The sequence below is a fragment of the Sutcliffiella horikoshii genome (assembly GCF_008180725.1).
Lineage (GTDB): Bacteria > Bacillota > Bacilli > Bacillales > Bacillaceae_I > Sutcliffiella_A > Sutcliffiella_A horikoshii_B.
Map to the genome: position 1 here is coordinate 86,010 of NZ_VTEV01000007.1, position 21,853 is coordinate 107,862.

The 21,853-nt window shown below is 40.8% G+C and carries 18 protein-coding genes; 9 read left to right on the forward strand and 9 right to left on the reverse strand.

The annotated features are described in order from the left end of the window. Positions 1-47 precede the first annotated feature (47 nt). From addB to FZC76_RS17295, 5 genes are all read left to right on the forward strand, one after another. On the forward strand, positions 48-3,563 hold the full coding sequence (addB, locus tag FZC76_RS17275) for a helicase-exonuclease AddAB subunit AddB (RefSeq protein WP_148989422.1): 3,516 nt from the start codon (positions 48-50) through the stop codon (positions 3,561-3,563). Next, entirely contained in the window at positions 3,560-7,333 is a 3,774-nt protein-coding gene (addA, locus tag FZC76_RS17280; RefSeq protein WP_148989423.1) for a helicase-exonuclease AddAB subunit AddA, read from the forward strand. Before addB ends, addA begins: the two co-directional genes overlap by 4 nt. A gap of 66 nt (positions 7,334-7,399) precedes the next feature. Continuing rightward, positions 7,400-8,578: an exonuclease subunit SbcD gene (gene sbcD / locus FZC76_RS17285; protein WP_148989424.1), complete on the forward strand. Its 1,179-nt coding sequence runs from the start codon at positions 7,400-7,402 to the stop codon at positions 8,576-8,578. Continuing rightward, positions 8,575-12,000, forward strand: a complete 3,426-nt coding sequence (locus tag FZC76_RS17290) for an SbcC/MukB-like Walker B domain-containing protein (RefSeq protein ID WP_148989425.1) — start codon at positions 8,575-8,577, stop codon at positions 11,998-12,000. Before sbcD ends, FZC76_RS17290 begins: the two co-directional genes overlap by 4 nt. Positions 12,001-12,074: 74 nt before the next feature. Further along, the gene (locus FZC76_RS17295) at positions 12,075-12,386 is read left to right on the forward strand and encodes an HNH endonuclease (protein ID WP_148989426.1); all 312 of its coding nucleotides are present in this window, start codon (positions 12,075-12,077) and stop codon (positions 12,384-12,386) included. Between the two features lie 104 nt (positions 12,387-12,490). Here the strand turns inward: FZC76_RS17295 and FZC76_RS17300 are convergent, their stop codons facing one another. The 6 genes from FZC76_RS17300 to FZC76_RS17325 form a co-directional block, all read right to left on the reverse strand. After that, positions 12,491-12,709 carry a spore germination protein gene (locus tag FZC76_RS17300; RefSeq protein ID WP_148989427.1) on the reverse strand — a complete coding sequence of 73 codons (219 nt, stop codon included), beginning with the start codon at positions 12,707-12,709 and terminating at the stop codon, positions 12,491-12,493. Between the two features lie 126 nt (positions 12,710-12,835). Further along, positions 12,836-13,252 (reverse strand): spore germination protein GerPE, encoded by a 417-nt coding sequence (locus tag FZC76_RS17305; protein ID WP_148989428.1) that lies wholly within the window; start codon positions 13,250-13,252, stop codon positions 12,836-12,838. Between the two features lie 3 nt (positions 13,253-13,255). Then, a complete protein-coding gene (locus FZC76_RS17310; protein ID WP_148989429.1) occupies positions 13,256-13,432 on the reverse strand; it encodes a spore gernimation protein GerPD in 177 nt (58 codons plus the stop codon). A 17-nt stretch (positions 13,433-13,449) separates the two neighbouring features. Continuing rightward, complete coding sequence (gene gerPC, locus FZC76_RS17315) at positions 13,450-14,067, reverse strand: spore germination protein GerPC (protein WP_148989430.1); 618 nt, start codon at positions 14,065-14,067, stop codon at positions 13,450-13,452. A gap of 99 nt (positions 14,068-14,166) precedes the next feature. Next, entirely contained in the window at positions 14,167-14,412 is a 246-nt protein-coding gene (locus FZC76_RS17320; RefSeq protein WP_148989431.1) for a spore germination protein GerPB, read from the reverse strand. Positions 14,413-14,434: 22 nt separating this feature from the next. Next, positions 14,435-14,656: a spore germination protein gene (locus FZC76_RS17325; RefSeq protein ID WP_148989432.1), complete on the reverse strand. Its 222-nt coding sequence runs from the start codon at positions 14,654-14,656 to the stop codon at positions 14,435-14,437. Positions 14,657-14,815: 159 nt separating this feature from the next. Between FZC76_RS17325 and FZC76_RS17330 the strand changes: the two genes are divergently transcribed. Next, a complete protein-coding gene (locus tag FZC76_RS17330; protein WP_148989433.1) occupies positions 14,816-15,991 on the forward strand; it encodes a DUF418 domain-containing protein in 1,176 nt (391 codons plus the stop codon). A 20-nt stretch (positions 15,992-16,011) separates the two neighbouring features. Here FZC76_RS17330 and FZC76_RS17335 read toward each other — a convergent pair whose 3' ends face one another. Then, positions 16,012-16,191 carry an aspartyl-phosphate phosphatase Spo0E family protein gene (locus tag FZC76_RS17335; protein WP_148989434.1) on the reverse strand — a complete coding sequence of 60 codons (180 nt, stop codon included), beginning with the start codon at positions 16,189-16,191 and terminating at the stop codon, positions 16,012-16,014. 158 nt (positions 16,192-16,349) lie between these two features. Here FZC76_RS17335 and FZC76_RS17340 point away from each other — a divergent pair, with 158 nt between their 5' ends. Then, positions 16,350-17,255 (forward strand): fumarylacetoacetate hydrolase family protein, encoded by a 906-nt coding sequence (locus FZC76_RS17340; RefSeq protein WP_262372693.1) that lies wholly within the window; start codon positions 16,350-16,352, stop codon positions 17,253-17,255. Positions 17,256-17,322: 67 nt separating this feature from the next. On the opposite strand, the gene FZC76_RS17345 is transcribed toward FZC76_RS17340, so the two are convergent. Continuing rightward, positions 17,323-18,516 (reverse strand): ornithine--oxo-acid transaminase, encoded by a 1,194-nt coding sequence (locus tag FZC76_RS17345; RefSeq protein ID WP_148989435.1) that lies wholly within the window; start codon positions 18,514-18,516, stop codon positions 17,323-17,325. 156 nt (positions 18,517-18,672) lie between these two features. Between FZC76_RS17345 and FZC76_RS17350 the strand changes: the two genes are divergently transcribed. After that, entirely contained in the window at positions 18,673-19,017 is a 345-nt protein-coding gene (locus FZC76_RS17350) for a DUF1516 family protein (RefSeq protein ID WP_148989436.1), read from the forward strand. A gap of 55 nt (positions 19,018-19,072) precedes the next feature. On the opposite strand, the gene FZC76_RS17355 is transcribed toward FZC76_RS17350, so the two are convergent. After that, positions 19,073-19,651, reverse strand: coding sequence for a DUF2777 family protein (locus FZC76_RS17355; protein WP_187442129.1), 579 nt, complete (start codon positions 19,649-19,651; stop codon positions 19,073-19,075). Positions 19,652-19,897: 246 nt separating this feature from the next. Here FZC76_RS17355 and asnB point away from each other — a divergent pair, with 246 nt between their 5' ends. Further along, positions 19,898-21,748 carry an asparagine synthase (glutamine-hydrolyzing) gene (gene asnB, locus FZC76_RS17360; RefSeq protein WP_148989561.1) on the forward strand — a complete coding sequence of 617 codons (1,851 nt, stop codon included), beginning with the start codon at positions 19,898-19,900 and terminating at the stop codon, positions 21,746-21,748. Positions 21,749-21,853 lie beyond the last annotated feature (105 nt).

A 21,853-nucleotide genomic window follows, 5' to 3' on the forward strand; every position in this document is an offset into this window, starting at 1 on the left:
CATAAGTACGTATTATTTTTTGGAATGGAGAAAATGGGGGATAGCTTGTGTCTATACGATTTTTAATAGGAAGAACAGGCAGCGGGAAAACAACCTGGTGCAATGAACAAATTCTTCAAATGCTTAAAGAAGATCCACAAGGTCCGCCTGTTGTCTACCTTGTGCCGGAACAGATGACTTTTCAATCAGAATATCGAATCGTGCAATCACCTGATGTGAAGGGAATGATTCGGGCACAAGTATTCAGCTTTACTCGTCTTGCATGGAGAATTTTACAGGAAGTTGGCGGTATCAGCCGTTTTCATATTGATCAGACAGGTATCCATATGTTGCTTCGGAAGGTGATTGAAGAACATAAAAGTAAGTTCCATGTATTTGGGAAGTCTGCAGAGCAGTTCGGATTCATTGAACAAATGGAAAGCATGATTACAGAGTTTAAACGTTATTGCGTCACTCCAGAACTTTTACATGAAAAAATCGTCCGGATTGGAGAAGATGTCTCGATTTCTGAGCATGAAAAAATGCTGGCTAAAAAGCTGACAGACATACTTGTAGTCTATCGTCAGCTAGAAGAAACGCTGGAAGGAAAATATCTGGATGGCGAAGATTACTTACAGCTATTGGCGGAAAAAATACCGGCTTCAAACTATATCCAAAAAGCAGATATTTTCATTGATGGCTTTCATAGTTTTACCCCTCAGGAATTAGAAGTCTTGAAGGCTTTAATGAAACATGCAAACTCGGTCACGATTGCTTTGACAGCAGATAAGCAATATGACGAAGAAGCACCATATGATCTTCATCTTTTCAGGGAGACCGGAACGACCTATCAAAAGCTTAAAGATATCGCATTAGAAGAGGGTTGCAAACTAGAAGAGCCAGTGCTTTTAAAAGGCACACCACGCTTCAAACACGCTGATTCCTTGCGTCATATGGAACAGTATTTTGATGTTCGTCCAACAGTCGTCTATCAAGAAAATGCCGACGTATCTATTTTACAAGCAGTCAATCGCAGAGCAGAAATGGAAGGCATCGCAAGGGAGATAGTCTCGCTTGTCAGAGATAAGGGTAACCGTTATAAAGATATAGCGGTGATAGTTAGAAATGCCGAATCTTACATTGATTTGATCAATACCGTTTTTAAAGATTATGACATCCCGTTTTTCGTCGATCAAAAGCGAACAATGCTCCATCACCCGTTGGTGGAATTGCTCCGGTCTAGTCTTGAGGTAATTTCAAGAAACTGGCGCTATGAATCTGTTTTTCGTTGTGTAAAGACGGATTTCTTTTACTCATTAGATCATGATATTAATGTGATGCGCGAAAAGACGGATAAGTTGGAAAACTATTGCCTGTCCTATGGGATACAAGGGAATAGATGGACTGCGACTGAGCCGTGGAAATATCGTCGCTTCTTTAGTGTGGATACAGAAGGTCCATACGTACAAACAGATGAAGAGATTGCCTATGAAAAGGAAATCAATGAATTAAGAGCGATGATCGTTGAGCCGATTCATATGCTTGAAAAACGCTGGAAAAAAGCAAAGTCCATTGATGGCTATTGCAAGGCGCTCTATGAATATATGGAAGATTTGAAGATTCCGCAAAAACTGGAAGCAAGAATGAAAAAGGCCGAGGAAGAAGGCAATCTTTCTGCTGCAAAAGAAAACGAGCAAGTGTGGAAGTCGATTATTCAAATGCTTGATCAGATGGTCGAACTGATAGGAGGCCATCCAATTTCGTTATCCATGTTTATGAAAATGGTCGAAAGTGGATTGGAAAGCCTGCGATTTAGCCTGGTGCCACCAGCCATTGATCAGGTTATCGTTGCGAACTTTAATCTCTCGCGCCTGACCGATATTAAGCACAGTTTTGTGATTGGTGTAAATGATGGGGTGATCCCTGCCAAGATCAAGGATGAAGGGTTTATATCTGAAGAGGAAAGAGAACTTCTGTCAAACTACGGAATGGAGCTTGCACCGACAAGTTTAGAGCGGCTGCTTGATGAACATTTCCTTGTTTATACGTCATTCTTAAGCCCTTCTCAACGCTTGTATATAAGCTATGCACTGGCAGACGAAGAAGGGAAAACGTTGTTGCCCTCTTCTTATATCAAGCGAATCAAGGAAATGTTTCCTTTGCTTGAGGAGAAGTTGTTGCTTAATGAACCTGCAGAGCTGTCAAACGAGGAACAGCTACAGTATATCCACACCCCATCGACCACGCTATCCAACTTGGCAGTACAGCTTCAAGCGTGGATGAAGAAATACCCCGTCGAACCAATCTGGTGGGATGTGTACAATACACTGTTAGAAAATGAAGAATGGCAGGATAAAACGGAACATGTCTTACGAAGTTTATTTTATAAAAATGAAGCCAAGAAATTAAAGCAAAAGGTTAGTCGTGAGTTATACGGAAATTTCATGGAAGCCAGTGTGTCGAGGATGGAGAAATTCAGTGCGTGTGCTTTTTCCCATTTCGCTTCACATGGTTTAAAGCTGAAGGAAAGAAAAATTTACCGATTGGAAGCACCGGATATCGGTCAGCTCTTTCATGCAGCACTTAAGCATATTTCGGATAAGTTAAGGCAAAGCGGAAACGATTGGAAAAACCTCACGAAACAGGAGTGTGAGGTGCTGGCAAAAAAAGCTGTTCATATTCTTGCACCAAAGCTGCAAGGAGAAATCCTACTAAGCTCTAATCGTTTTCACTACATTAAACGCAAGCTTGAAACCATCATCACCAGAGCATCGCAAATTCTAAGCGATCATTCTAGAGCGAGCAAATTTACCCCTGTTGGCTTGGAACTTGGTTTTGGCAAACAGGAAGAGTTGCCGCCGATTCAAATCAACTTGCCAAATGGTGTGACAATGGAGCTTATAGGCCGAATAGATCGCGTTGATAAAGCAGAGGGAAGCAACGGCTTATTGCTTCGTATCATTGATTATAAATCCAGCAACAAAGCGCTTGACCTGACAGAGGTTTATTATGGCTTGGCATTACAGATGCTGACCTATTTGGATATTGTCATTTCTCATTCCAAAGGCTGGCTAGGAAATGAAGCTACTCCTGCAGGCGTTCTGTATTTCCATGTTCATAATCCCATGATTAAAACAAATGGAATGAAACAGGAGGACATCATAGAAGAGGAAATTTTTAAGAGCTTCAAAATGAAAGGCCTTCTTTTAGGTGATGAGGAATCTGTTAAGCTGATGGATCAGACGCTAGAGACCGGGCACTCCAAAATAGTGTCTGCTGCATTAAAAAAGAATGGTGGATTTCAAGCTAACTCTTCGATTGCAAGTGAGGAGGAATTCACTCAGCTGAGAACGTATGTTAGAAAAACGTTTGAAGAGATTGGCATGAAAATATCTGAAGGCGAGACAAGCATAGCTCCTTACAAATTAAAGAATCAAACACCATGTACGTTTTGTTCCTATAAATCGTTTTGTCAATTTGATACATCGCTTGATGAAAATGAATATAGAGTGCTGTCAACGATACCTAAAAATGAGGTCATTTCCTCGATGAAAACGAAGATAGAAGGGGGAGAGGAATCATGAGCATGGAGCTTCTTCCAAAACCAACAGATGCCCAGTGGACAGATGATCAGTGGAAAGCCATTGTCGCCTCTGGGAGAGATATACTCGTAGCAGCAGCTGCTGGGTCAGGTAAAACCGCTGTTCTTGTTGAACGGATGATTCATAAGATTGTTGAGGAACATGTAGACGTGGACAGGCTGCTTGTCGTAACGTTTACCAATGCGTCAGCTGCAGAAATGCGCCACAGAATTGGCGAAGCATTGGAAAAACAGTTAGAGAATAAGCCGGCATCGCTTCATTTGCGCCGACAGCTAAGTTTATTGAACCGAGCATCCATATCTACGATTCACTCTTTTTGTCTTGAGGTAGTAAGAAAATACTATTACTTGATCGACATTGACCCAAGTTTCCGTATTGCCGATACAACGGAAATTCAATTGATGCAGGAGGAGGTTCTTGAGGGCGTCTTTGAAGAAGAGTACGGAAAGGAAGACAACGACTTATTTTTTGAATTGGTCGACCGCTACACAAATGATCGTTCTGATGGAGCTTTGCAAAACCTTGTACTGGATCTTCATGAGTTTTCGAGGGCCAATCCCAGCCCTGATAAATGGCTGGATGAGATTGTTTCTTTCTATCAGTCTACCAGCAAGTATTCTATTGATGACTTGCCTTTCATCCATACATTGAAACGTGAAATGAAGCTGCAGTTTCTAGGCGCGGAAAGCTTGTTGGAAAAAGCGATGGAAATTACGCTAAAGCCTGGTGGGCCTGCTCCGCGTGCTGAGAATATCGAACAAGATTTGACTCAACTTCACAGACTTCAAGCTGCCCTCGACATATCATGGGAAGACTTGTATGCAGTTATGCAGGAACTTGATTTCTCCAGGGCTAAAACCTGCCGTGGAGATGAATATGATAAAGAGTTGATAGAAAGATGGACCAAGGTACGTAATGATGCAAAAGCAATGGTACAAGGAATTAAAGATGAATTGTTTTCCCGACGTCCCGATTCTTTTCTGAAAGATCTCGAAGAGCTAGCACCTGTGATGGGTACACTTGTTGATTTAGTTAAGAAATATGGGAAAGAATTTAGCCTCTTAAAACAAGATAAAGGATTGGTAGACTTTTCCGACTTAGAGCACCTTTGTTTAGATGTGCTCACCACTTTTAACGAAGGAAAATTAACTCGTTCTGAAGCGGCCCTCCGTTATCAATCCACTTTTAAAGAGGTAATGGTGGATGAATATCAGGATACAAATATGGTTCAAGAAGCGATTCTGAAGCTTGTTACGAAGGAAAGTGAAGATGCTGGAAATATGTTTATGGTAGGGGACGTGAAGCAATCCATTTACAGATTCCGATTAGCGGAACCTTTCCTGTTCTTAAGCAAATACAAACGGTTTGATACGGAAGGAAGAGTTTCTGGCCTTCGGATTGATTTGAATAAAAACTTTCGCTCGCGTCCGGAAGTCCTTGATGCCACTAACTTTATCTTTAAACAAATCATGGGAGAGACAGTTGGAGAAATTGACTATGACGACGATGCGGAATTAAAGTTTGGGGCAGCCTATTATCCAGAAGCTTCGGACCGAGAATCGGAACTATTGATAATAAATCGAAGCGCTTCTGTGTCAGGAGATGAGGAAGAACTTTCCGAGTCTGAAACTGAAAATAATTCCGCTGGATTTGATAAAGTGGAACTTGAAACGGCTCAAGTGGAAGCGAAAATGATTGCTCAGAAAATAAAGCATCTAATTCAGTCTGGGTATGAAATTTATGATAAAGACAGAAAAATGATGCGCCCTGTCACTTACCGAGATTTTGTGATTCTTATGCGGTCCATGCCCTGGGCTCCTCAATTTATGGAGGAGTTTAAGCAGGAAGGTTTGCCGTTATATGCAAACTTGAGCACGGGATATTTCGAAGCAACAGAAGTGGCCATCCTTTTATCGTTATTGAAGATTATTGATAACCCATATCAAGATGTTCCGTTGGCTTCTGTATTGAGGTCACCGATTGTCGGTCTTGATTCCAACGATTTGGCAACCATTCGTATTCAACAAAAAAAAGGCTCCTATTACGAAGCGTTAATGGCATTTATGGACAAGTCCCCTGATACTATGGAGGAACAAGAATTAGCTAAAAGGATCCGCTTATTCTATCAAATGCTTCAATCATGGCGTACAGCTGCCCGTGAAGGAGCATTGTCCGAGTTAATTTGGCAGATTTATCAGGACACTCACTTCTTTGATTTTGTTGGAGGAATGCCAGGTGGTAAACAGCGTCAAGCAAACTTGCGAGCACTGTATGACCGTGCCAGACAATATGAATCCACCTCTTTCCGCGGTTTGTTCCGTTTCTTACGTTTTATTGAAAGAATGCAAGAACGGGGAGAAGACCTTGGTGCTGCAAGAGCGCTTGGGGAGCAAGAGGATGTTGTCAGGCTGATGACTATTCACTCCAGTAAGGGACTTGAGTTTCCGATTGTGTTTGTTGCAGGCCTGTCCAGACAGTTCAATATGATGGATCTTAACAACAGTTATTTGCTAGATAAAGAGCTTGGGTTTGGTTCAAAATATGTAAATGCAAAACTTCGAATCACCTATCCAACGATACTACAGTTGGCCTTGAAGCGAAAAGCCAAGGCCCAGCTGATAGCAGAGGAAATGCGTGTATTATACGTAGCTCTCACGAGGGCAAAGGAAAAATTATACCTAGTCGGAACGGTAAAGGACTTTGAAAAATCTCAATTGCAGTGGGGGGAACATGTCTCACATGAAAATTGGCTGTTACCTGACTATGTAAGAGCAGGTGCGAAATCGTATATGGACTGGGTTGGCCCTGCCCTTGTGCGACACAAGGATGCACAAGGATTGAGAGAAGAAGGTGCGTCCGTTGTTATCCAAGAGGAGATCGCCAATCATCCGACTTCATGGAAGATATCCGTCACCAACGTAGAACAGTTGATACAGGAGATAGAAGCTGAAAAAGAAGAAGAAAACCTACTTCTAAATTACGTGAAGCAAGGGAAACAGGTTGATATCGAAAGTCCTTATAAGGCGAAAGTAGTGGAACAACTGAATTGGACCTATCCATATAAAGAGGCAAGCATTCATCGCTCGAAGCAATCTGTCTCAGAGATAAAAAGAATGAGAGAACAGCAGGATCCATACGCAGACAATACGCTTGTTCAAACACAAAAAAGGTATTTCCTTGATCGCCCAGCCTTCTTACAAAAGAAAAAACTGACTCCTTCAGAAATTGGAACAGCGATGCACGCTGTGATGCAAAATATAAACCTTGTGGCTGAAGTTATCGATCGGGATTATGTACAGGCACAGGTCATGGGTATGGTTCAAAATGAGCTTATCACAGCAGAACAGGCAAACGTCATTGATTTTGACGCAATCGTATCTTTCTTTTCTACTCCTGTCGGGAAGCGCATGCTAGAGGCGCAATATGTTCACAGGGAGGTCCCATTCAGTTTTGCGTTGCAAGAAAATGAGTTTTTCGAGCAAAAAGAACTAAAAGGAGAGACCATTCTGGTGCAGGGTGTCATTGATTGCCTTTTAGAAGATGAGGCGGGGCTTGTTCTAATCGACTACAAAACGGATACCATCACTGGTAGATTTGGTAACGGCTTTGAGGAAGCGGAACCAGTTCTTCGAAAACGTTATAAAGACCAAGTAGCCTTGTACGGGAAAGCCGTTGAAGAAATTTGGAAGAAAGAATTAAAAGAGAAATATTTATATTTCTTTGATGGAAATCGATTAGTGAAAATGGATTAAAATAAAGAGTGGCTCAGGTGGCAAATGTTGTTGCTTGAGCCACTTTCTTGGAAGGGAAGAATAAAGATGCGCATACTTCATACTGCCGACTGGCACTTGGGAAAAACGTTAGAAGGAAGAAGTCGTTTGCCAGAGCAGGCACAGTTTTTAGAAGAACTTCTGCAAATTGTAGAAGCAGAAAAAGTAGACGTGGTACTGATGGCAGGAGATGTCTATGACACGGTCAATCCCCCGGCCCAGGCGGAAGTACTTTTCTATGAATCGCTTCAACAGTTATCCAACAGTGGTAAGAGGCCAGTTGCTGTCATTGCAGGGAACCATGATAATCCAGACCGTCTTTCTGCATCAAGACCTCTTGCAAGCTCGCAAAATATCTCCTTGCTAGGCTACCCCACAATGGACGTTCAGACAATCTATGTCCCCACGACGGAAGAAACGTTGAAACTCGCTTCTTTGCCATACCCATCAGAGTCCAGGTTAAACGAAGTGCTTTCCGAAGAATTTGAGGAAAAGGCTATCAGGGACCATTATGATGCTAGAATTCGTCAGTTTTTTGATAAGATGTGTGAACAGTTTACCGAGTCCTCTGTCAATATTGCCATGAGCCATCTTTTTGTTGCCGGCGGAAATTCTTCTGATTCGGAACGTCCAATTGAAGTAGGGGGAGCATTTACGGTTGCAGCAGAAAGCTTGCCACACCAAGCTCAATATGTTGCACTAGGCCACTTGCATCGCCCTCAAACCATTAAGCGTGCCAAAACGGCAGCCAGATACTCTGGCTCACCGCTTGCTTATAGTTTTTCAGAGGCTGGATACACGAAAAGTGTAACCATTATAGATGCAAAGCCTGGTGAAGCAGTGGAAACGAAAGAAATCTATCTTTCTAGCGGAAAGCCGCTTGTGAAATGGAAGGCAACAGAGGGAGTTCAACAAGTGTATGAGTGGCTCGAAAATAAGAAGGATAGCAATGCATGGGTAGATCTTGAAATACATGTCACCAATGCATTATCCATGGAAGAAATTCACCGAATCAGAAAACATCACGATGGCATCCTCCATATACGTCCCATTTTTCCAGAAATGGTCGAAGAGAGGAAAGCAATGAAGATGGACAGCGTTCCCATTGAAGAGCTGTTTGTTAGGTTTTATGAAAAACAATCAGGAGGAGCCAAACCCGAGGAAGATTTAGTCCGGTTATTTCTCTCCTTATTGCAAGATGAAACGTTGAAGGAGGAACAAGTATGAAACCAATCACATTGACGATCGCAGGGCTTCACAGCTTCCGTGAAAAACAAATAATTGACTTTGAATCGCTTTGTGAGGGTGGCGTATTTGGAATTTTTGGACCAACCGGAAGCGGAAAATCTTCCATACTGGACGGGATGACGCTTGCTCTGTATGGAAAAGTAGAACGTGCCTCCAATAATACACAGGGAATTATGAATCATGCTGAAAATCAGTTAGAGGTTTCCTTTTTATTTGAACTAGAAAATGCAAAGGGGAAGCAGCGTTTTAAAGTGGAAAGGACGTTTAAAAGGACGGATGACATCCGTGTTAAATCAGGGATATCAAGATTGACGGAAGTAATGGAAGACGAGCATATCGTATTAGCGGATAAAGCAAGTGAAGTGAATCAGGCCATTCAAGAGATACTTGGACTGACCATTGACGACTTCACCAGAGCGGTTGTGTTGCCACAAGGTAAATTTGCCGAATTTCTGTCGCTTAAAGGTGCAGACAGAAGACAAATGCTCCAACGCCTTTTCCAGTTAGAAAAATACGGCGATCAGCTTTCCAGAAAAATAAAGGAAGAGCTGCAAGAAAAAACAAGGCTGTTAGGAGAAATACATGCTGAGCAGTTAGGGTTGGGCGAAGCAACTGATGAGGCGGTAAAAGAAGCAGAAAAAGCGTTCAAGGAAGTAGAGACACTCGTTAAAAGTTCAGAAAAAGCCCTTCAAGAGATGGAGCATGCTTTTGAGCAGAAAAAGAAACAGTGGGAGAGGCAGCTTGAAAAGGCACAGGTAGAAAAAAAGCTTCATTCATTTTTATTGCAAGAGGCTTCGATAAAGGAGCTGGAAACTTCCTTTACATTGGCGGAACAGGCGGAGAGCTTAAAGCCTCTGTTGGAAGATCTGAAAGAGGTAGAAAAAGCCTTGTTTCAGTGGAAACACAGAAATAATCTCAACCAAACGGCCAATGAATCTGCAAAAGAAGCGTTGGATAAAGCCTTGAGAACGTATGAAGCAACTAGAGTGAAGAAAGAAACAGAATTACCTGTGCTGCTCGCAAAGAAAGAAAAATTAGAGCGTGCGAGAAACCTTGAAGAGGGATTGACTTCCCATAAGCCCAAAATGGAAGAACTCAAACGTTCTTTGGTTTCTAATAAAGAAGTATTTTCTAAACTACACAGCCAGGAAGAAAAGGCAAAGGAATTGTATACCAAGGCAGTAAACAAGCAAAAGACAATAAAAGATGAGCTTGCCTCTCTTGCGTTTGCACCTGCCCGTTTAGAATTACTTCAGAAAGCATTTGACAAGAAACAAGAGATACTGCTCATTGAGAAAAAAATGAAGGAAAATGGAGCAGAAGTAGACTCGTTACAAAACAAAATCTCTTCCTTCCAGGCTGACAACCAAAAAGCAGAAGCGAATCTAAATAAGGGAAAAGAAAATCTTTTAGAAATTTTCCAAAGTACAGAGAAACACTATGATCAAGCATCCAAAATGGCACAACAGCTTGATTGGCTTGAACGACAGCTTGAACAGTTTTTAAAGGCGGAACAAAAGCTTGCAGATAATGCAAAGATTCATCAATTGGCATTGGAGTTGGCCAAATCTCTTGAAGACGGAGACGCATGCCCTGTTTGTGGTTCTACAGATCATCCCGGTCTAGCTTCTCATCAAGCTCATAGGGAAGTTGCAAGCAGCAAAGAGGAAAACGGGTTAGGAAAACTTCCTTCTGCGATTTCTTTTCAAAAACAGGAAAACCTGAAAATTAAGCTTAAATTAGAGCAAATAGCTTCTGAGCTTCATCGAGAACTTGAAGGGGAAAAAGATTTGCCGTCTCCAAATGAATCGGTTGAAAAATGGGACCTGTGGGACAAGGAATGGAACGAGTCAAAGGACACAGCAGGTCTGCTTGCTGAAAAATACCATAGAATTTCAACAGAACAAAAGGCGTTAATTCAAGACCTCATACAGTTGCAAGAGAAGAAAGAGAAGGTGGACAATTACCTCCAAACGTGGAAAGGGACTTTCAAGGAAACAGTAAAGCTTGCTTCTAGCTATATGGAACAGCTTGAAGAATGGAGGAAGCGGCTTGAAAGTACGAAACAGGAGTTGTTAGAAAAGAACAACAAGTGGGAGAGAGATTTCGAAGAAGAAGCTTTTGAAGAAATCGAAATCACCTACCAAGCTGCCAAAGAAAATGAAAAACACCGAGTGGACCTGCAGGAAAGAATAAATACAAGTGTGGATTTTATTGAATCAAAAGAGAAAGAATTAAAAGTAACACAAGAAAAGAAGCGAGAGATTGAAAAAAACATTTACCAAGAGGAACTGCAGTTAGAACAGGTTCTTAATTTAATAAAAGATACGCAAGAAGAAATAAAGTCCATTGCTGGAGAGAATTATATTCAGGATGAACGGAAGCGTGTTGAGTATGAAGTGGAGTGCTTAAATAAGAAGGAAAGGGAAAACTACCAACAATGGGTAGAATCCCAGCAGCATGCTCAAGAAAGAGAAAAAGCTGCTTCACATAGTGAACAGATGGTAAGGGAATCGGAGTCCCGCCTTTCTCTCATTACAGAAAAATGGAAACTTGAACTTGACAAGTCCGTGTTTACAGCTACTGATGATGTAGAAAGAGCGATTGTTCATATAAAATCTAAAGCGGTTTGGAAAGAGCAAATAGAACAGTACTGGGAGGAAAGAAAGGGCGTTGAGAAGGACCTTTTCCGTTTAAATGCATTGATTGGTACAGAAATTTTAGAAGAAGAGGTATGGGAGAAATTCCGAGATCAACTTCAGTTTGCTCGCAAGGAATTGCGTGATGAAATTGAAAGAAAGAGTGCGCTTCAACAAAATCTCCTTTCTCTAAAAGAACGGAATGAAAGGTTTAGGGTTCTCGAGGAAAAGAAGACAAAGCTAACGGAAGAGACTCAAGCATATCAAAAGCTTCAGAGTGTCTTTAAAGGAAACAGTTTTGTTGAATACTTGGCAGAAGAGCAGTTGCTTCAAATAAGCAGGGATGCTTCTGAAAGGTTAGGACAACTTACACGTCAGCGGTATGCCCTGGAAATGGATTCAAATGGAGGCTTTATTATTCGTGACGATGCTAATGGTGGTGTAAGGAGACCTGTCTCCACTCTGTCTGGTGGTGAAACATTCCTTACATCCCTGGCACTTGCATTGTCCCTTTCCGCTCAAATTCAGTTAAGAGGAGAATATCCACTGCAGTTCTTCTTCCTTGATGAGGGCTTTGGGACGCTTGATTCAGAGCTTTTGGATGCGGTAGTCACAGCATTGGAAAAACTTCAGTCCGACCATCTTGCAGTTGGGGTTATCTCCCACGTACAAGAGCTACGAGCACGTTTGCCTAGACGACTGGTGGTCACCCCTGCAAAGGTTTCTGGTAGCGGTTCTGTTGTGACGTTAGAAAATTTATGATGGTTGAATGGGTATTGGGGTAAGGTGAAAGTGTGCACGGGTATTGACTTTGATTGGAGGAGGTGCAAGCTGTAATGGGTAAAAAGAAAAAATGGGACATTGGTACTTGTGAGCTTTGTGAAAGAGAAGGGGTGGAAATAACGGTCCATCATCTCACCCCTAAAGAAATGGGAGGGACCTTCCTGCCAACGGCTAATCTTTGTATTCCATGTCATAAACAAATACATGCCCTTTATACGAACGAAGAGCTTGCTATCCGAATGAATACCGTTCTTCTTTTAAAAGATGACCCAAAGATAGCATCCTTCATCAAATGGATCCAAAAACAGCCATCATCCAAAATACCACTAACCAAAAAATCAAACGAACGAAAACAAAAACGTTAAAAACCAAAATCCGTGCCACTTGCGTTGGCACGGATTTTGTGGTATTTCGGGGTCGAAGGGTAAAGTCCTAGAGGGGTCTGACCCCTTTTCTTTCTTTTTTTCCTTTAGTTATTCGCCACAATATCCTGGTCATTGAAGTCAGGGTCGATGTTGTTGGTGGCAGATAGACCGTTGTTGGTGATGATGAAGTTACCGGTGTTAAATCCACCGGATCCCCCTGCAGTCTTGGAGGCTGATTTAGGGGAGATGTAGAAGGAATCTCCAAAGTTGATGACGCCTCCACCTACGCTGTTAATGGCAACCGGACCTACGATAGCTGGCATGTAGAACATCCTTTTTGTTTTTTGGGTGCGCACACTCATCTAATTATACAGCTTAAACAATGAACCCACCCATGTTTTTATGATACTTATACTATATGATGTATGACCTAAAAGGTGAAGATACGCTTATTCATCCTCACTTTTGATAGAAGTGTCTGGTAATCCCTTGGATTTGTGTACATCTGGTCCTAAAAGCTGCCTAATATGCTTAACCCTTGACTCCGCACAAATCGTCTGGGATGAACCAATCTGTAAGACAGAGGAGGATGAAACCCCTTTTATCTTTATGGTATTGACACAAATATTTGGGTTCACATTATTTACCGACATGTTTACCCGCTCCGTTAAAACAGGAGTCGGGGATTGCATGGAGAATATCGGATACTCAGAGAAATTCCCCTCATTACCATAAAACCGAGGAAACTCTCTTTTCACAGCAAGAGCTCTTGATTTGGCATTGATATAATACGAATCCCCAATATGAAAATAGGAGCTGAAAGACAAGGAGTGCAAATTAATATCGTTCACTCTAGAAATTCGCATGGCTTATTCCGTTGAAAGCGGTACAAATGGTCCTATTATCAATGCTTCAGGGGGCGTATCGAAATAAGAGGTCAAGCAAATATTCTGAGTATCCCCCACTAGGAAGATAGAAGAGGAAGATACTCCAAGAATATCGATTTTGTCTACTTGCAAATTATGATTTGAAACTTGGAAATTCATCTATGAACACCACGCATTTATTTTTTTTGAGGAAGAGTTTGGATAAAGGCAGCAAAAGCTTTATCCATATCAGCTTGAAGCTGTTGAATGGCTATTTCCTTAATCTTTTCATCATTGTAACCCTTTTGAACAGCTTCTGCCGTAATCGCATTTAATGTGTGATTCACACGTGAAGCTAGTTGATTGTTTACATCTTGGATCATGAAATCATGATAGTGTTTTTCAAGCGTTCTGCCTTGCTGTTTGGCTATCTGATCAATTTTTGCTTTTCCGTTCTTATTCAGATATTCCCGCAGATCTGCTTCTATCCCTTTGGCTATATTTTGATTTCGTTGTGGAACAGGAACCTCCAAGTTGTTTTGGGTTACGACAAAGTCTTCAATTTCTCCAGGTGACCCAGGTGTCAAGCCGATATTCAGTGTGCCTTCTAATGTTTCCACCTTTAGCTGATCAAATTTATACTCAATCCGTTCAATATTCATACTTGGCTTTTCTTTTAATTGGGCGATTTCCTGTTGCATAAGTTTCACCAGTTCCTCGAGGGTGGAGATCTGCTTCGTTTGATTTTCCACTACTTGTTGTAGTTGCTGGATCTGTTGCTGAGATTGATAAAAATACTGATAATTATTATACATTCGACCACCCCTTTCATTGGTTGCTGTTGAAGTGCTATTAGAATCATCTCTAATACTTTATGCAAACATGGAAAATGGGTGAATGCCCAGAATGTCAATTTAGTTTGAACCAGTTAAAGGTACAAATATTTCAGATGCACTTGGAGGTGTTTCGCTTTGTATGCCTTGCGCTATCTCGGCACTGCTGACTGGTGCTGGTCCGGTAAAATCACCAGTATTATACAAGTTGGATAAAGATTTAATTACTCCTGCGCTGCCGATTTGGAAAACGGAGGAGTTTGATATACCTCCTATTTTTAAATGGTGGATGACAATACTTTGATTAATAAAAAAATTGGAAGCCATGTGCGTCCCTCCACTTTTCAATTTACATATTCAATGCCACCGGCTGATCATTGACGTCTTGATCATAGGTGTTGGTCTGGCTATTGGTGTTGCTTACAGATATATTGTCTCCGGTGTTAAAACTTCCGGCTCCTGCGAATGTTTTGGCGGAACTGACTGGAGACATTTGAAAAACATCCCCTATATGAAAGACCCCGGAGTTACCGATGCTGTTAACATTTACAGCTCCGACGATTGCTGGCATAACGTTAACTCCTTTACTGTGCGCTTATGGTATATCCTATGATATTAGCCCTGTATGGTGAGTGGAAACTGAAAAAGGAAAAGAGGATTTGGTGATAGGAATATAAAGGAAAAAGAGCTATAATATTCTTTATGAAAGAACGAAAAGGGAGGAATCTGGATGCAAGCGGCACCCATACAAGAAAAAGAGAGAATAGTAGCATTAGATATAATAAGGGGGATTGCAATATTAGGTATTTTTCTAGTGAACATGCCTTCATTTTTTGCCCCAATGCTTTATGTAAATATAAAAACGTATTGGACTGATACAAGGGACATATTAGTGATGAATGGAGTGGATATCATTGCCCAAGCAAGCTTTTATACCCTCTTTTCATTTTTGTTTGGGTATGGCTTTATTATTTTCACAACGAGAGTAGCAGAGAAAAACCTCTCCGTACCGAAATATTTCTCAAGAAGACTAGTCGTATTGTTGGTGATAGGCGTCATACATGCCTTTTTGATTTGGCATGGGGACATTCTCATTACCTACGCATTATGTGGTTTTCTCTTATTGTTTATGAGGAAGATGTCATCTAAAGCGATGGTTTGGACGGGGCTGTTTCTTATTGTCATTCCGACAGCACTGTTGTCATTATTAATGCTTGTCGTGACTTTAACGATGGGGGAAACAGACCTTTATTCCCCATTTGAGGCAAATGCTGCTCAATCTTTACAAGTATATGCGAATGGAACATTTATGGAGATTACGAAACAGCGAATTTCGGATTGGTCTTTCGTCAATATCGCGAACTTTTTCTTTATTGTCTTGTCGGTTCTGCCAATGTTCCTGTTTGGAGCTGCAGCAGCAAAATCCAAGTGGCTGGAAAATGTGGAGGAAAACATCTCCTGGATGAAAAAGCTTTGGATCTCAACTTTTGTATTGGCAATTATATTTAAATTACTACCATATTACACGGTTCAAAATTACACAACAGAATACTTACAGGACGGGATAGGTGGGCCTGCAAGTGCAGTTTTCTACTTTTTATCTATCGTTTTGGCAACTAGAACTGGGTTGGGTTTAAGATTATTGTCCCCGTTTCAGTACGTTGGAAAAATGAGTTTAACAAACTATTTATTTCAATCGGTTGTTTGCTCGCTTATCTTCTACAGTTATGGGCTGGGGTTGTATGGATCCTTTACTCCGTTTTATGGTCTATGGCTTGTTCTTGGTATTTATATCTTCCAAATCATTATTAGCAGAGTCTGGGTGGCTAACTTCCATTATGGTCCGATGGAGTGGTTATGGAGAGCAGGTACCTATGGTAATAATCCGAAATTTAAAAAGATGTGAGCATATGCTTCACATCTTTTTCATTGTGCAAAGGAATATTTATTTTGGTTTTTCAATAACCGTAATTGTTGTTGCGACTGTTTATTTAATAGAACATCGAGTTCTTGGCTGCATTTCACCGTTTGGGATGCAGTAAATCCGAATTCTTTTGCGCAATGAATCATTTGCTGTCGTTTTAATTCAATTTTTAAGGCTAACATTTGCTTCTACTCCATTATAATAAGATTAACTAACGCAAGCGGTTGTCCTTATTATGGCACGGCTTTTACGAGAAAAAAAGCACTTCGATAAAACAAGTCATAATATAACAAATTACTACATAATTACTGTATTTGTAGAGGGAAGGGTGAGTAGACGAGTGCATTTATTATCTATGGAAGTTAACGGAGAAGTTAGAATTGGACTAACCGACGAAGCACAACTATATATTATAGATCTTCAAAAGGCGCATTCAGATAAAAGAGAGGAAAGTATTTGGCCTTCAACTCTATTGGAAGGAATAGAGGCTGGAGAAGAATTTGTCCGTACTGTTGCTAGTCTGCGAGACTGGGTATTCACACAACGTAATTCCAAGGATTACTTTATCCCTATCAAAGAGGTCAGGCTGATTGCGCCAATTCAAAGGCCTAAAAAGAACATTTTTTGTGTAGGAAAAAATTACCGTGAACATGTATTGGAGATGGGTAGTGAAGAGGATATTCCTGAACATATAATGATATTTACGAAAGTTCCCACTACCGTAATTGGCCACGAAGACATCATTCCTTTACACGAAGATGTAACCGGCCAATTGGACTATGAGGGGGAATTGGCAATAGTAATGGGAAAAGGTGGAAGAGGTATACCTAAAGATGATGCAATGGATTATATCTTTGGCTACACAATTGTGAATGATGTAACGGCTAGAGACTTGCAAAAGCGTCATAAACAATTCTTTCTAGGTAAAAGTCTGGATGGAACTTGCCCAATGGGACCAGTCATTGTGCATAAATCGGCGATAGATGAACCACAATGCTTGAAGATGAAAACCATGGTGAACGGGGAAGTCCGTCAATTTGCTTCCACAGAACAAATGATTTTTTCCATACCTGAAATAATAGCAACTATTTCTAAAGGGATGACGTTAGAGCCGGGAGATATTATAGCGACCGGAACTCCTGCTGGGGTTGGGAAAGGGTTTGATCCACCCCGTTTTTTAACAGGGGAAGATGTGATAGAAGTCTGCATTGAGAAAATTGGTATTTTAAGAAATACAGTCAAGTAACATATCTATGATATAAGGAAAAAAGCTTCCTGCTAGATTTAGTGCATCCTAGCAGAAAGCTTTTTCATTATGATAGTACTTGCTTCACTTTTTCTATAGCCCAATCTAAATCTTCTTTTGAGATAACTAGTGGCGGTGCAAAACGGATTACCGTCTCATGCGTTTCCTTGCAAAGCAATCCTTCTTCTTTCAGCTTTTCGCAGTAAGGACGAGCTGCTTCCGTCAATTCTACTCCTATAAAGAGGCCACGGCCGCGAACTTCTTTGATAATAGGGTTTTTAATGGTACGTAACTCTTCCATCATATAGTTACCTAAGTCATAAGAACGTTCTACCAATTTTTCTTCTTCTAATACTTCTAATGCTGCCATGGAAACTGCACAAGCTAACGGATTTCCTCCAAAAGTGGAGCCGTGCGATCCTGGATTGAACACACCAAGGATATCTTTGTTTGCTGCCACGCAGGAAATAGGGAATACTCCTCCGCCAAGCGCTTTACCTAATATGTACATATCAGGCTCTACATTCTCCCAGTCACAAGCGAATAGTTTCCCAGAGCGACCAAGACCAGCTTGGATTTCATCTGCCACATATAAAACATTATTAGCCTTACAAACCTCATAAGCTTCTGAGAGGAACCCTTCAGCTGGTATATTGATTCCGGCTTCACCTTGGATTGGTTCAAAGATGAAAGCAGCAGTGTTCGGTGTGATCGCACCTTTAAGTGCTTCGATACTGCCATAAGGAATCACCTTAATACCAGGGAGCATCGGACCGAAACCTTGTTGATACTCTTCACTAGAAGACATGGATACAGCTGTCATGGTACGACCATGGAAATTATCTTCACAAACGATGATTTCTGCTTGGTTAGCTGGCACACCTTTCACATCATAAGCCCAGCGACGAACAGCCTTTACTGCAGTTTCTACAGCTTCGGCTCCTGTATTCATTGGTAACACCATGTTTTTCTTTGTTACCTCTGCCATTTTCTCATACCAAGGACCAAGTTGGTCGTTATGGAAAGCGCGGGATGTTAAGGTAATTTTATCTGCTTGATCTTTTAACGCTTGAATAATTTTGGGGTGACGGTGCCCTTGGTTGACTGCGGAATAGGCACTTAACATGTCCATGTATTTATTGCCTTCCGGGTCTTCCACCCATACTCCTTGTGCCTTGGAAATCACAATTGGAAGTGGGTGATAATTATTGGCGCCAAATTTTTCTGTCATGCTGATGATATCGTGTGTTTTAGTTGTCATAAATGAAGTACCTCCATTATTGAATGTAATGGTTTACAAAGGTATTATATCATTGATAATATTCAAAATCTTATATTAAGGTAATTTACTTAGTTTTTTTCTGTCTCTATGGTATGATACTAGTAGTTTTGAGTGAAATAAAGGAGGTTAGTAGAGATGACACACGCGCATATTTCAACTTGGGCAATCGCACTTATTCTATTTGTCGTAGTACTTTTTTTAACAAAAGCAGGGAAAGAAAAAGGTGCTAAGATAACAGCGATGGTACTCAGAGTGTTCTACATCTTGATCGTTGTGACAGGCTTGCAACTTGGTTGGGGTTGGATTACAAATGGCCAATATGTCTTGAAAATGGTACTTGGTATTATCGTAATCGGTTTGATGGAAATGATTTCAGTTCGTACTAGAAAAGGGAAATCCACCGTTGTGGTTTGGGTTCTTTTTGTGGTTGTATTGGCATACATTCTCCACTTAGGCTTCAGCCTGCCAATGAGTGTATAATTTGCAAATTAAAAGCTTGAATCCTTTTTAAATAAGGGATTCAAGCTTTTTTATTTTATTCAGCTTTTCTGCGTTCCATATTAGTGAACATGTATCTTTTGCCGGTTTGCAGGGTGTATTCAAATCGGTCGGTAACTGATTTTCCTCTTGAAAAGTGATGTTGAACGGAACATATAAATGTTTCATTATCATAAACAAGAAAATTTACTCCTGATGGCTCCTTAATATTATCCATGAACTGCATGGTGTTGTAGCAATAGATACAATCATAGATGGAGATATTGGAGTTGTTCAACAAAGTGGTGAACTTTGTAAAGGCATCCTCGGACAGTTCTTCTAGCCATTCCATATAGGGCTGAGGAAGTCTTTTACGCACACGCACGGCATCTCCATTGTTTAATTCATATAAATGTTTGGTATGTAATACAACCTGACCGTTTTCTAATAACACGCCAGGTACCCATTCGTTTGAAAAAAGTATCTCTATGCCTTCTTCTGATATCTCTTCTAAAAGAAATGCTTCATCGTCTTCGGCTTCAAAAAATATCCATTGTTCGTTTATATTTTCAATTGTACCGCATGTATAGGAGCGTTTCTGTTCGTAAATGATGTTTTTCCGTTTTTGAAGATTCACAGTCGTATCCTCCATTAGTCAACAAGTTTTGTAGGTGTAAACCTTTGTGTCTGCCATTCTTCCCTAGTTGGGGTGCCTTTAAACTAGATGCTTTTTTATTACTTTACCCACTTTTCAAAGGAATATTGAAAGGAGGACTGACAAGGAAAAAAAGTGAAAGTGTTTCTGGAATTCATGGTATAAGCACTCCCGGCATAGTATAGAACACCCGTAGTTTGCTTAAAGCAAAAGGAGTGGATGGACAATATGTGTGGTATCGCTGGATGGATAGATTGGAAGAAAGATATCAAAGATCAGAAAGATATAGTAAAAAAGATGGCGGAAACATTATCTTTACGTGGGCCAGATGATACAAATATTTGGATGGACCGTCATGTGGGATTTGGCCATAAACGTTTAGCTGTTGTTGACCTTGAAGGCGGTAAGCAGCCAATGACAAGGAATAAAGCGGAGAATAACTATACCATCTGCTATAACGGTGAGCTTTATAACACTGAAGATATTAGAAAAGAATTGATGAAGAGAGGCTATGGTTTTAGAGGACATTCTGACACAGAAGTTTTACTGACAGCCTATATGGAATGGAAAGAAGAGTGTGTCCATCATTTAAATGGAATTTTTGCATTTGCTATTTGGGATGAAAAAGAAGAAAAATTGTTCATTGCACGAGACAGACTTGGTGTGAAACCATTATTTTTTCATCAAGGGGAGGGGACGTTGCTTTTTGGTTCTGAACTGAAAGCACTTCTGGCCCATCCGGAAGTCTCAAGTGAAGTTGGGTACGATGGATTGGCAGAAATCTTCGGACTTGGTCCTTCTCGTTCTCCCGGCCATGGACTTTTTCATCAAATCAAGGAGCTCCGCCCTGCGCATTTAATGATTATGAGTAAAAAGGAAGGTCTAAAAATCAAGCGGTACTGGAATGTGAAAAGCAGGCCGCATACGGATAGTTTCGAGGAAACCGTGGATAAAGTGCGCTATTTGTTCACAGATGCTGTTACAAGACAACTAGTATCAGATGTGCCGGTCTGTACATTTTTATCTGGAGGCTTGGATTCTAGTGCCATAACAGCAATTGCAGCAAATGCTTTTAAGAGTGAAGGCAAGCCGCCATTAAATACTTATTCCATCGATTATGAGGAAAATGAAAAGTACTTTAAAGCAAACGAATTTCAACCAAATTCCGATGAGAAATGGATCAGGAAAATGACGGAAACCTTTGGTACCGTTCATCACCGTTCCATTATCTCACAAACCAACCTTGCAGCGTATTTAAAAGAAGCGGTGCTAGTAAGAGATCAACCTGGAATGGCGGATATAGACTCTTCCTTACTATGGTTCTGCAGGGAAATCAAACAAAATTATGTAGTGAGTCTCTCTGGGGAATGTGCAGATGAAATCTTTGGGGGATACCCATGGTTCCACAGACCAGAAGATCTTGCATCAAGTAACTTCCCTTGGATGCGATCCACTCAAGCCAGAATGGAGCTGCTTCGACCGGAATGGAGAAGGAAACTGAAACTAGATGAATATATTACTTCTAAATTTGAAGAAACGGTAACGGAAACGCCTAGACTTGAAGGTGAGAGTCTGATAGAAGCGCGTAGACGCGAGTTGTTCTATTTAAATATGATTTGGTTCATGACAACACTTCTTGACCGCAAGGATAGAATGAGCATGGGTGCAAGCTTAGAAGTTCGTGTTCCCTTTGCTGATCACCGTTTGGTGGAGTATGTCTGGAATATCCCGTGGGAAATGAAGATGCACGGCAACAGGGAAAAGGGAATCTTAAGGAAGGCTTTGGAAGGCATACTACCTGATGAAGTGCTTTACAGGAAGAAAAGTCCCTACCCTAAAACCCATCACCCGGTTTATACGAAAATGGTTAGAGGTTGGCTAGAAGAAATACTGGAAGATTCTAACAGTCCATTACTTGAATTTATGGATAAAAAGAAACTGAAAGAAATCGTATCATCAGAAGGTAAAGCATTTGAGGTACCTTGGTTTGGACAGCTGATGACTGGTCCTCAACTGTTAGCTCACCTTGCACAAATTCATGTATGGTTTACTCATTACGGTGTAACAATAAAGGAATAAATTGCTAAGTATGATTAAATGTGTTTTGATTAAAGTGTAGAAACTCTTTATCGTATTAAAGAGATAAAAGCTCCTGGACAGGAGTTTTTATTTCCAAGTAAGTGT

What these genes read in the sequence shown, in the direction of transcription:
- asnB (WP_148989561.1), top strand. Translation starts at nt 19,898, where the DNA reads ATGTGTGGTATCGCTGGATGGATAGATTGGAAGAAAGATATCAAAGAT.
- FZC76_RS17345 (WP_148989435.1), bottom strand. Translation starts at nt 18,516, where the DNA reads ATGACAACTAAAACACACGATATCATCAGCATGACAGAAAAATTTGGC.
- FZC76_RS17335 (WP_148989434.1), bottom strand. Translation starts at nt 16,191, where the DNA reads ATGTTAGCCTTAAAAATTGAATTAAAACGACAGCAAATGATTCATTGC.
- FZC76_RS17305 (WP_148989428.1), bottom strand. Translation starts at nt 13,252, where the DNA reads ATGCGAATTTCTAGAGTGAACGATATTAATTTGCACTCCTTGTCTTTC.
- FZC76_RS17325 (WP_148989432.1), bottom strand. Translation starts at nt 14,656, where the DNA reads ATGCCAGCAATCGTCGGAGCTGTAAATGTTAACAGCATCGGTAACTCC.
- sbcD (WP_148989424.1), top strand. Translation starts at nt 7,400, where the DNA reads ATGCGCATACTTCATACTGCCGACTGGCACTTGGGAAAAACGTTAGAA.
- FZC76_RS17320 (WP_148989431.1), bottom strand. Translation starts at nt 14,412, where the DNA reads ATGGCTTCCAATTTTTTTATTAATCAAAGTATTGTCATCCACCATTTA.
- addA (WP_148989423.1), top strand. Translation starts at nt 3,560, where the DNA reads ATGAGCATGGAGCTTCTTCCAAAACCAACAGATGCCCAGTGGACAGAT.
- FZC76_RS17300 (WP_148989427.1), bottom strand. Translation starts at nt 12,709, where the DNA reads ATGCCAGCTATCGTAGGTCCGGTTGCCATTAACAGCGTAGGTGGAGGC.
- FZC76_RS17350 (WP_148989436.1), top strand. Translation starts at nt 18,673, where the DNA reads ATGACACACGCGCATATTTCAACTTGGGCAATCGCACTTATTCTATTT.
- FZC76_RS17330 (WP_148989433.1), top strand. Translation starts at nt 14,816, where the DNA reads ATGCAAGCGGCACCCATACAAGAAAAAGAGAGAATAGTAGCATTAGAT.
- FZC76_RS17310 (WP_148989429.1), bottom strand. Translation starts at nt 13,432, where the DNA reads ATGAATTTCCAAGTTTCAAATCATAATTTGCAAGTAGACAAAATCGAT.
- gerPC (WP_148989430.1), bottom strand. Translation starts at nt 14,067, where the DNA reads ATGTATAATAATTATCAGTATTTTTATCAATCTCAGCAACAGATCCAG.
- FZC76_RS17290 (WP_148989425.1), top strand. Translation starts at nt 8,575, where the DNA reads ATGAAACCAATCACATTGACGATCGCAGGGCTTCACAGCTTCCGTGAA.
- FZC76_RS17295 (WP_148989426.1), top strand. Translation starts at nt 12,075, where the DNA reads ATGGGTAAAAAGAAAAAATGGGACATTGGTACTTGTGAGCTTTGTGAA.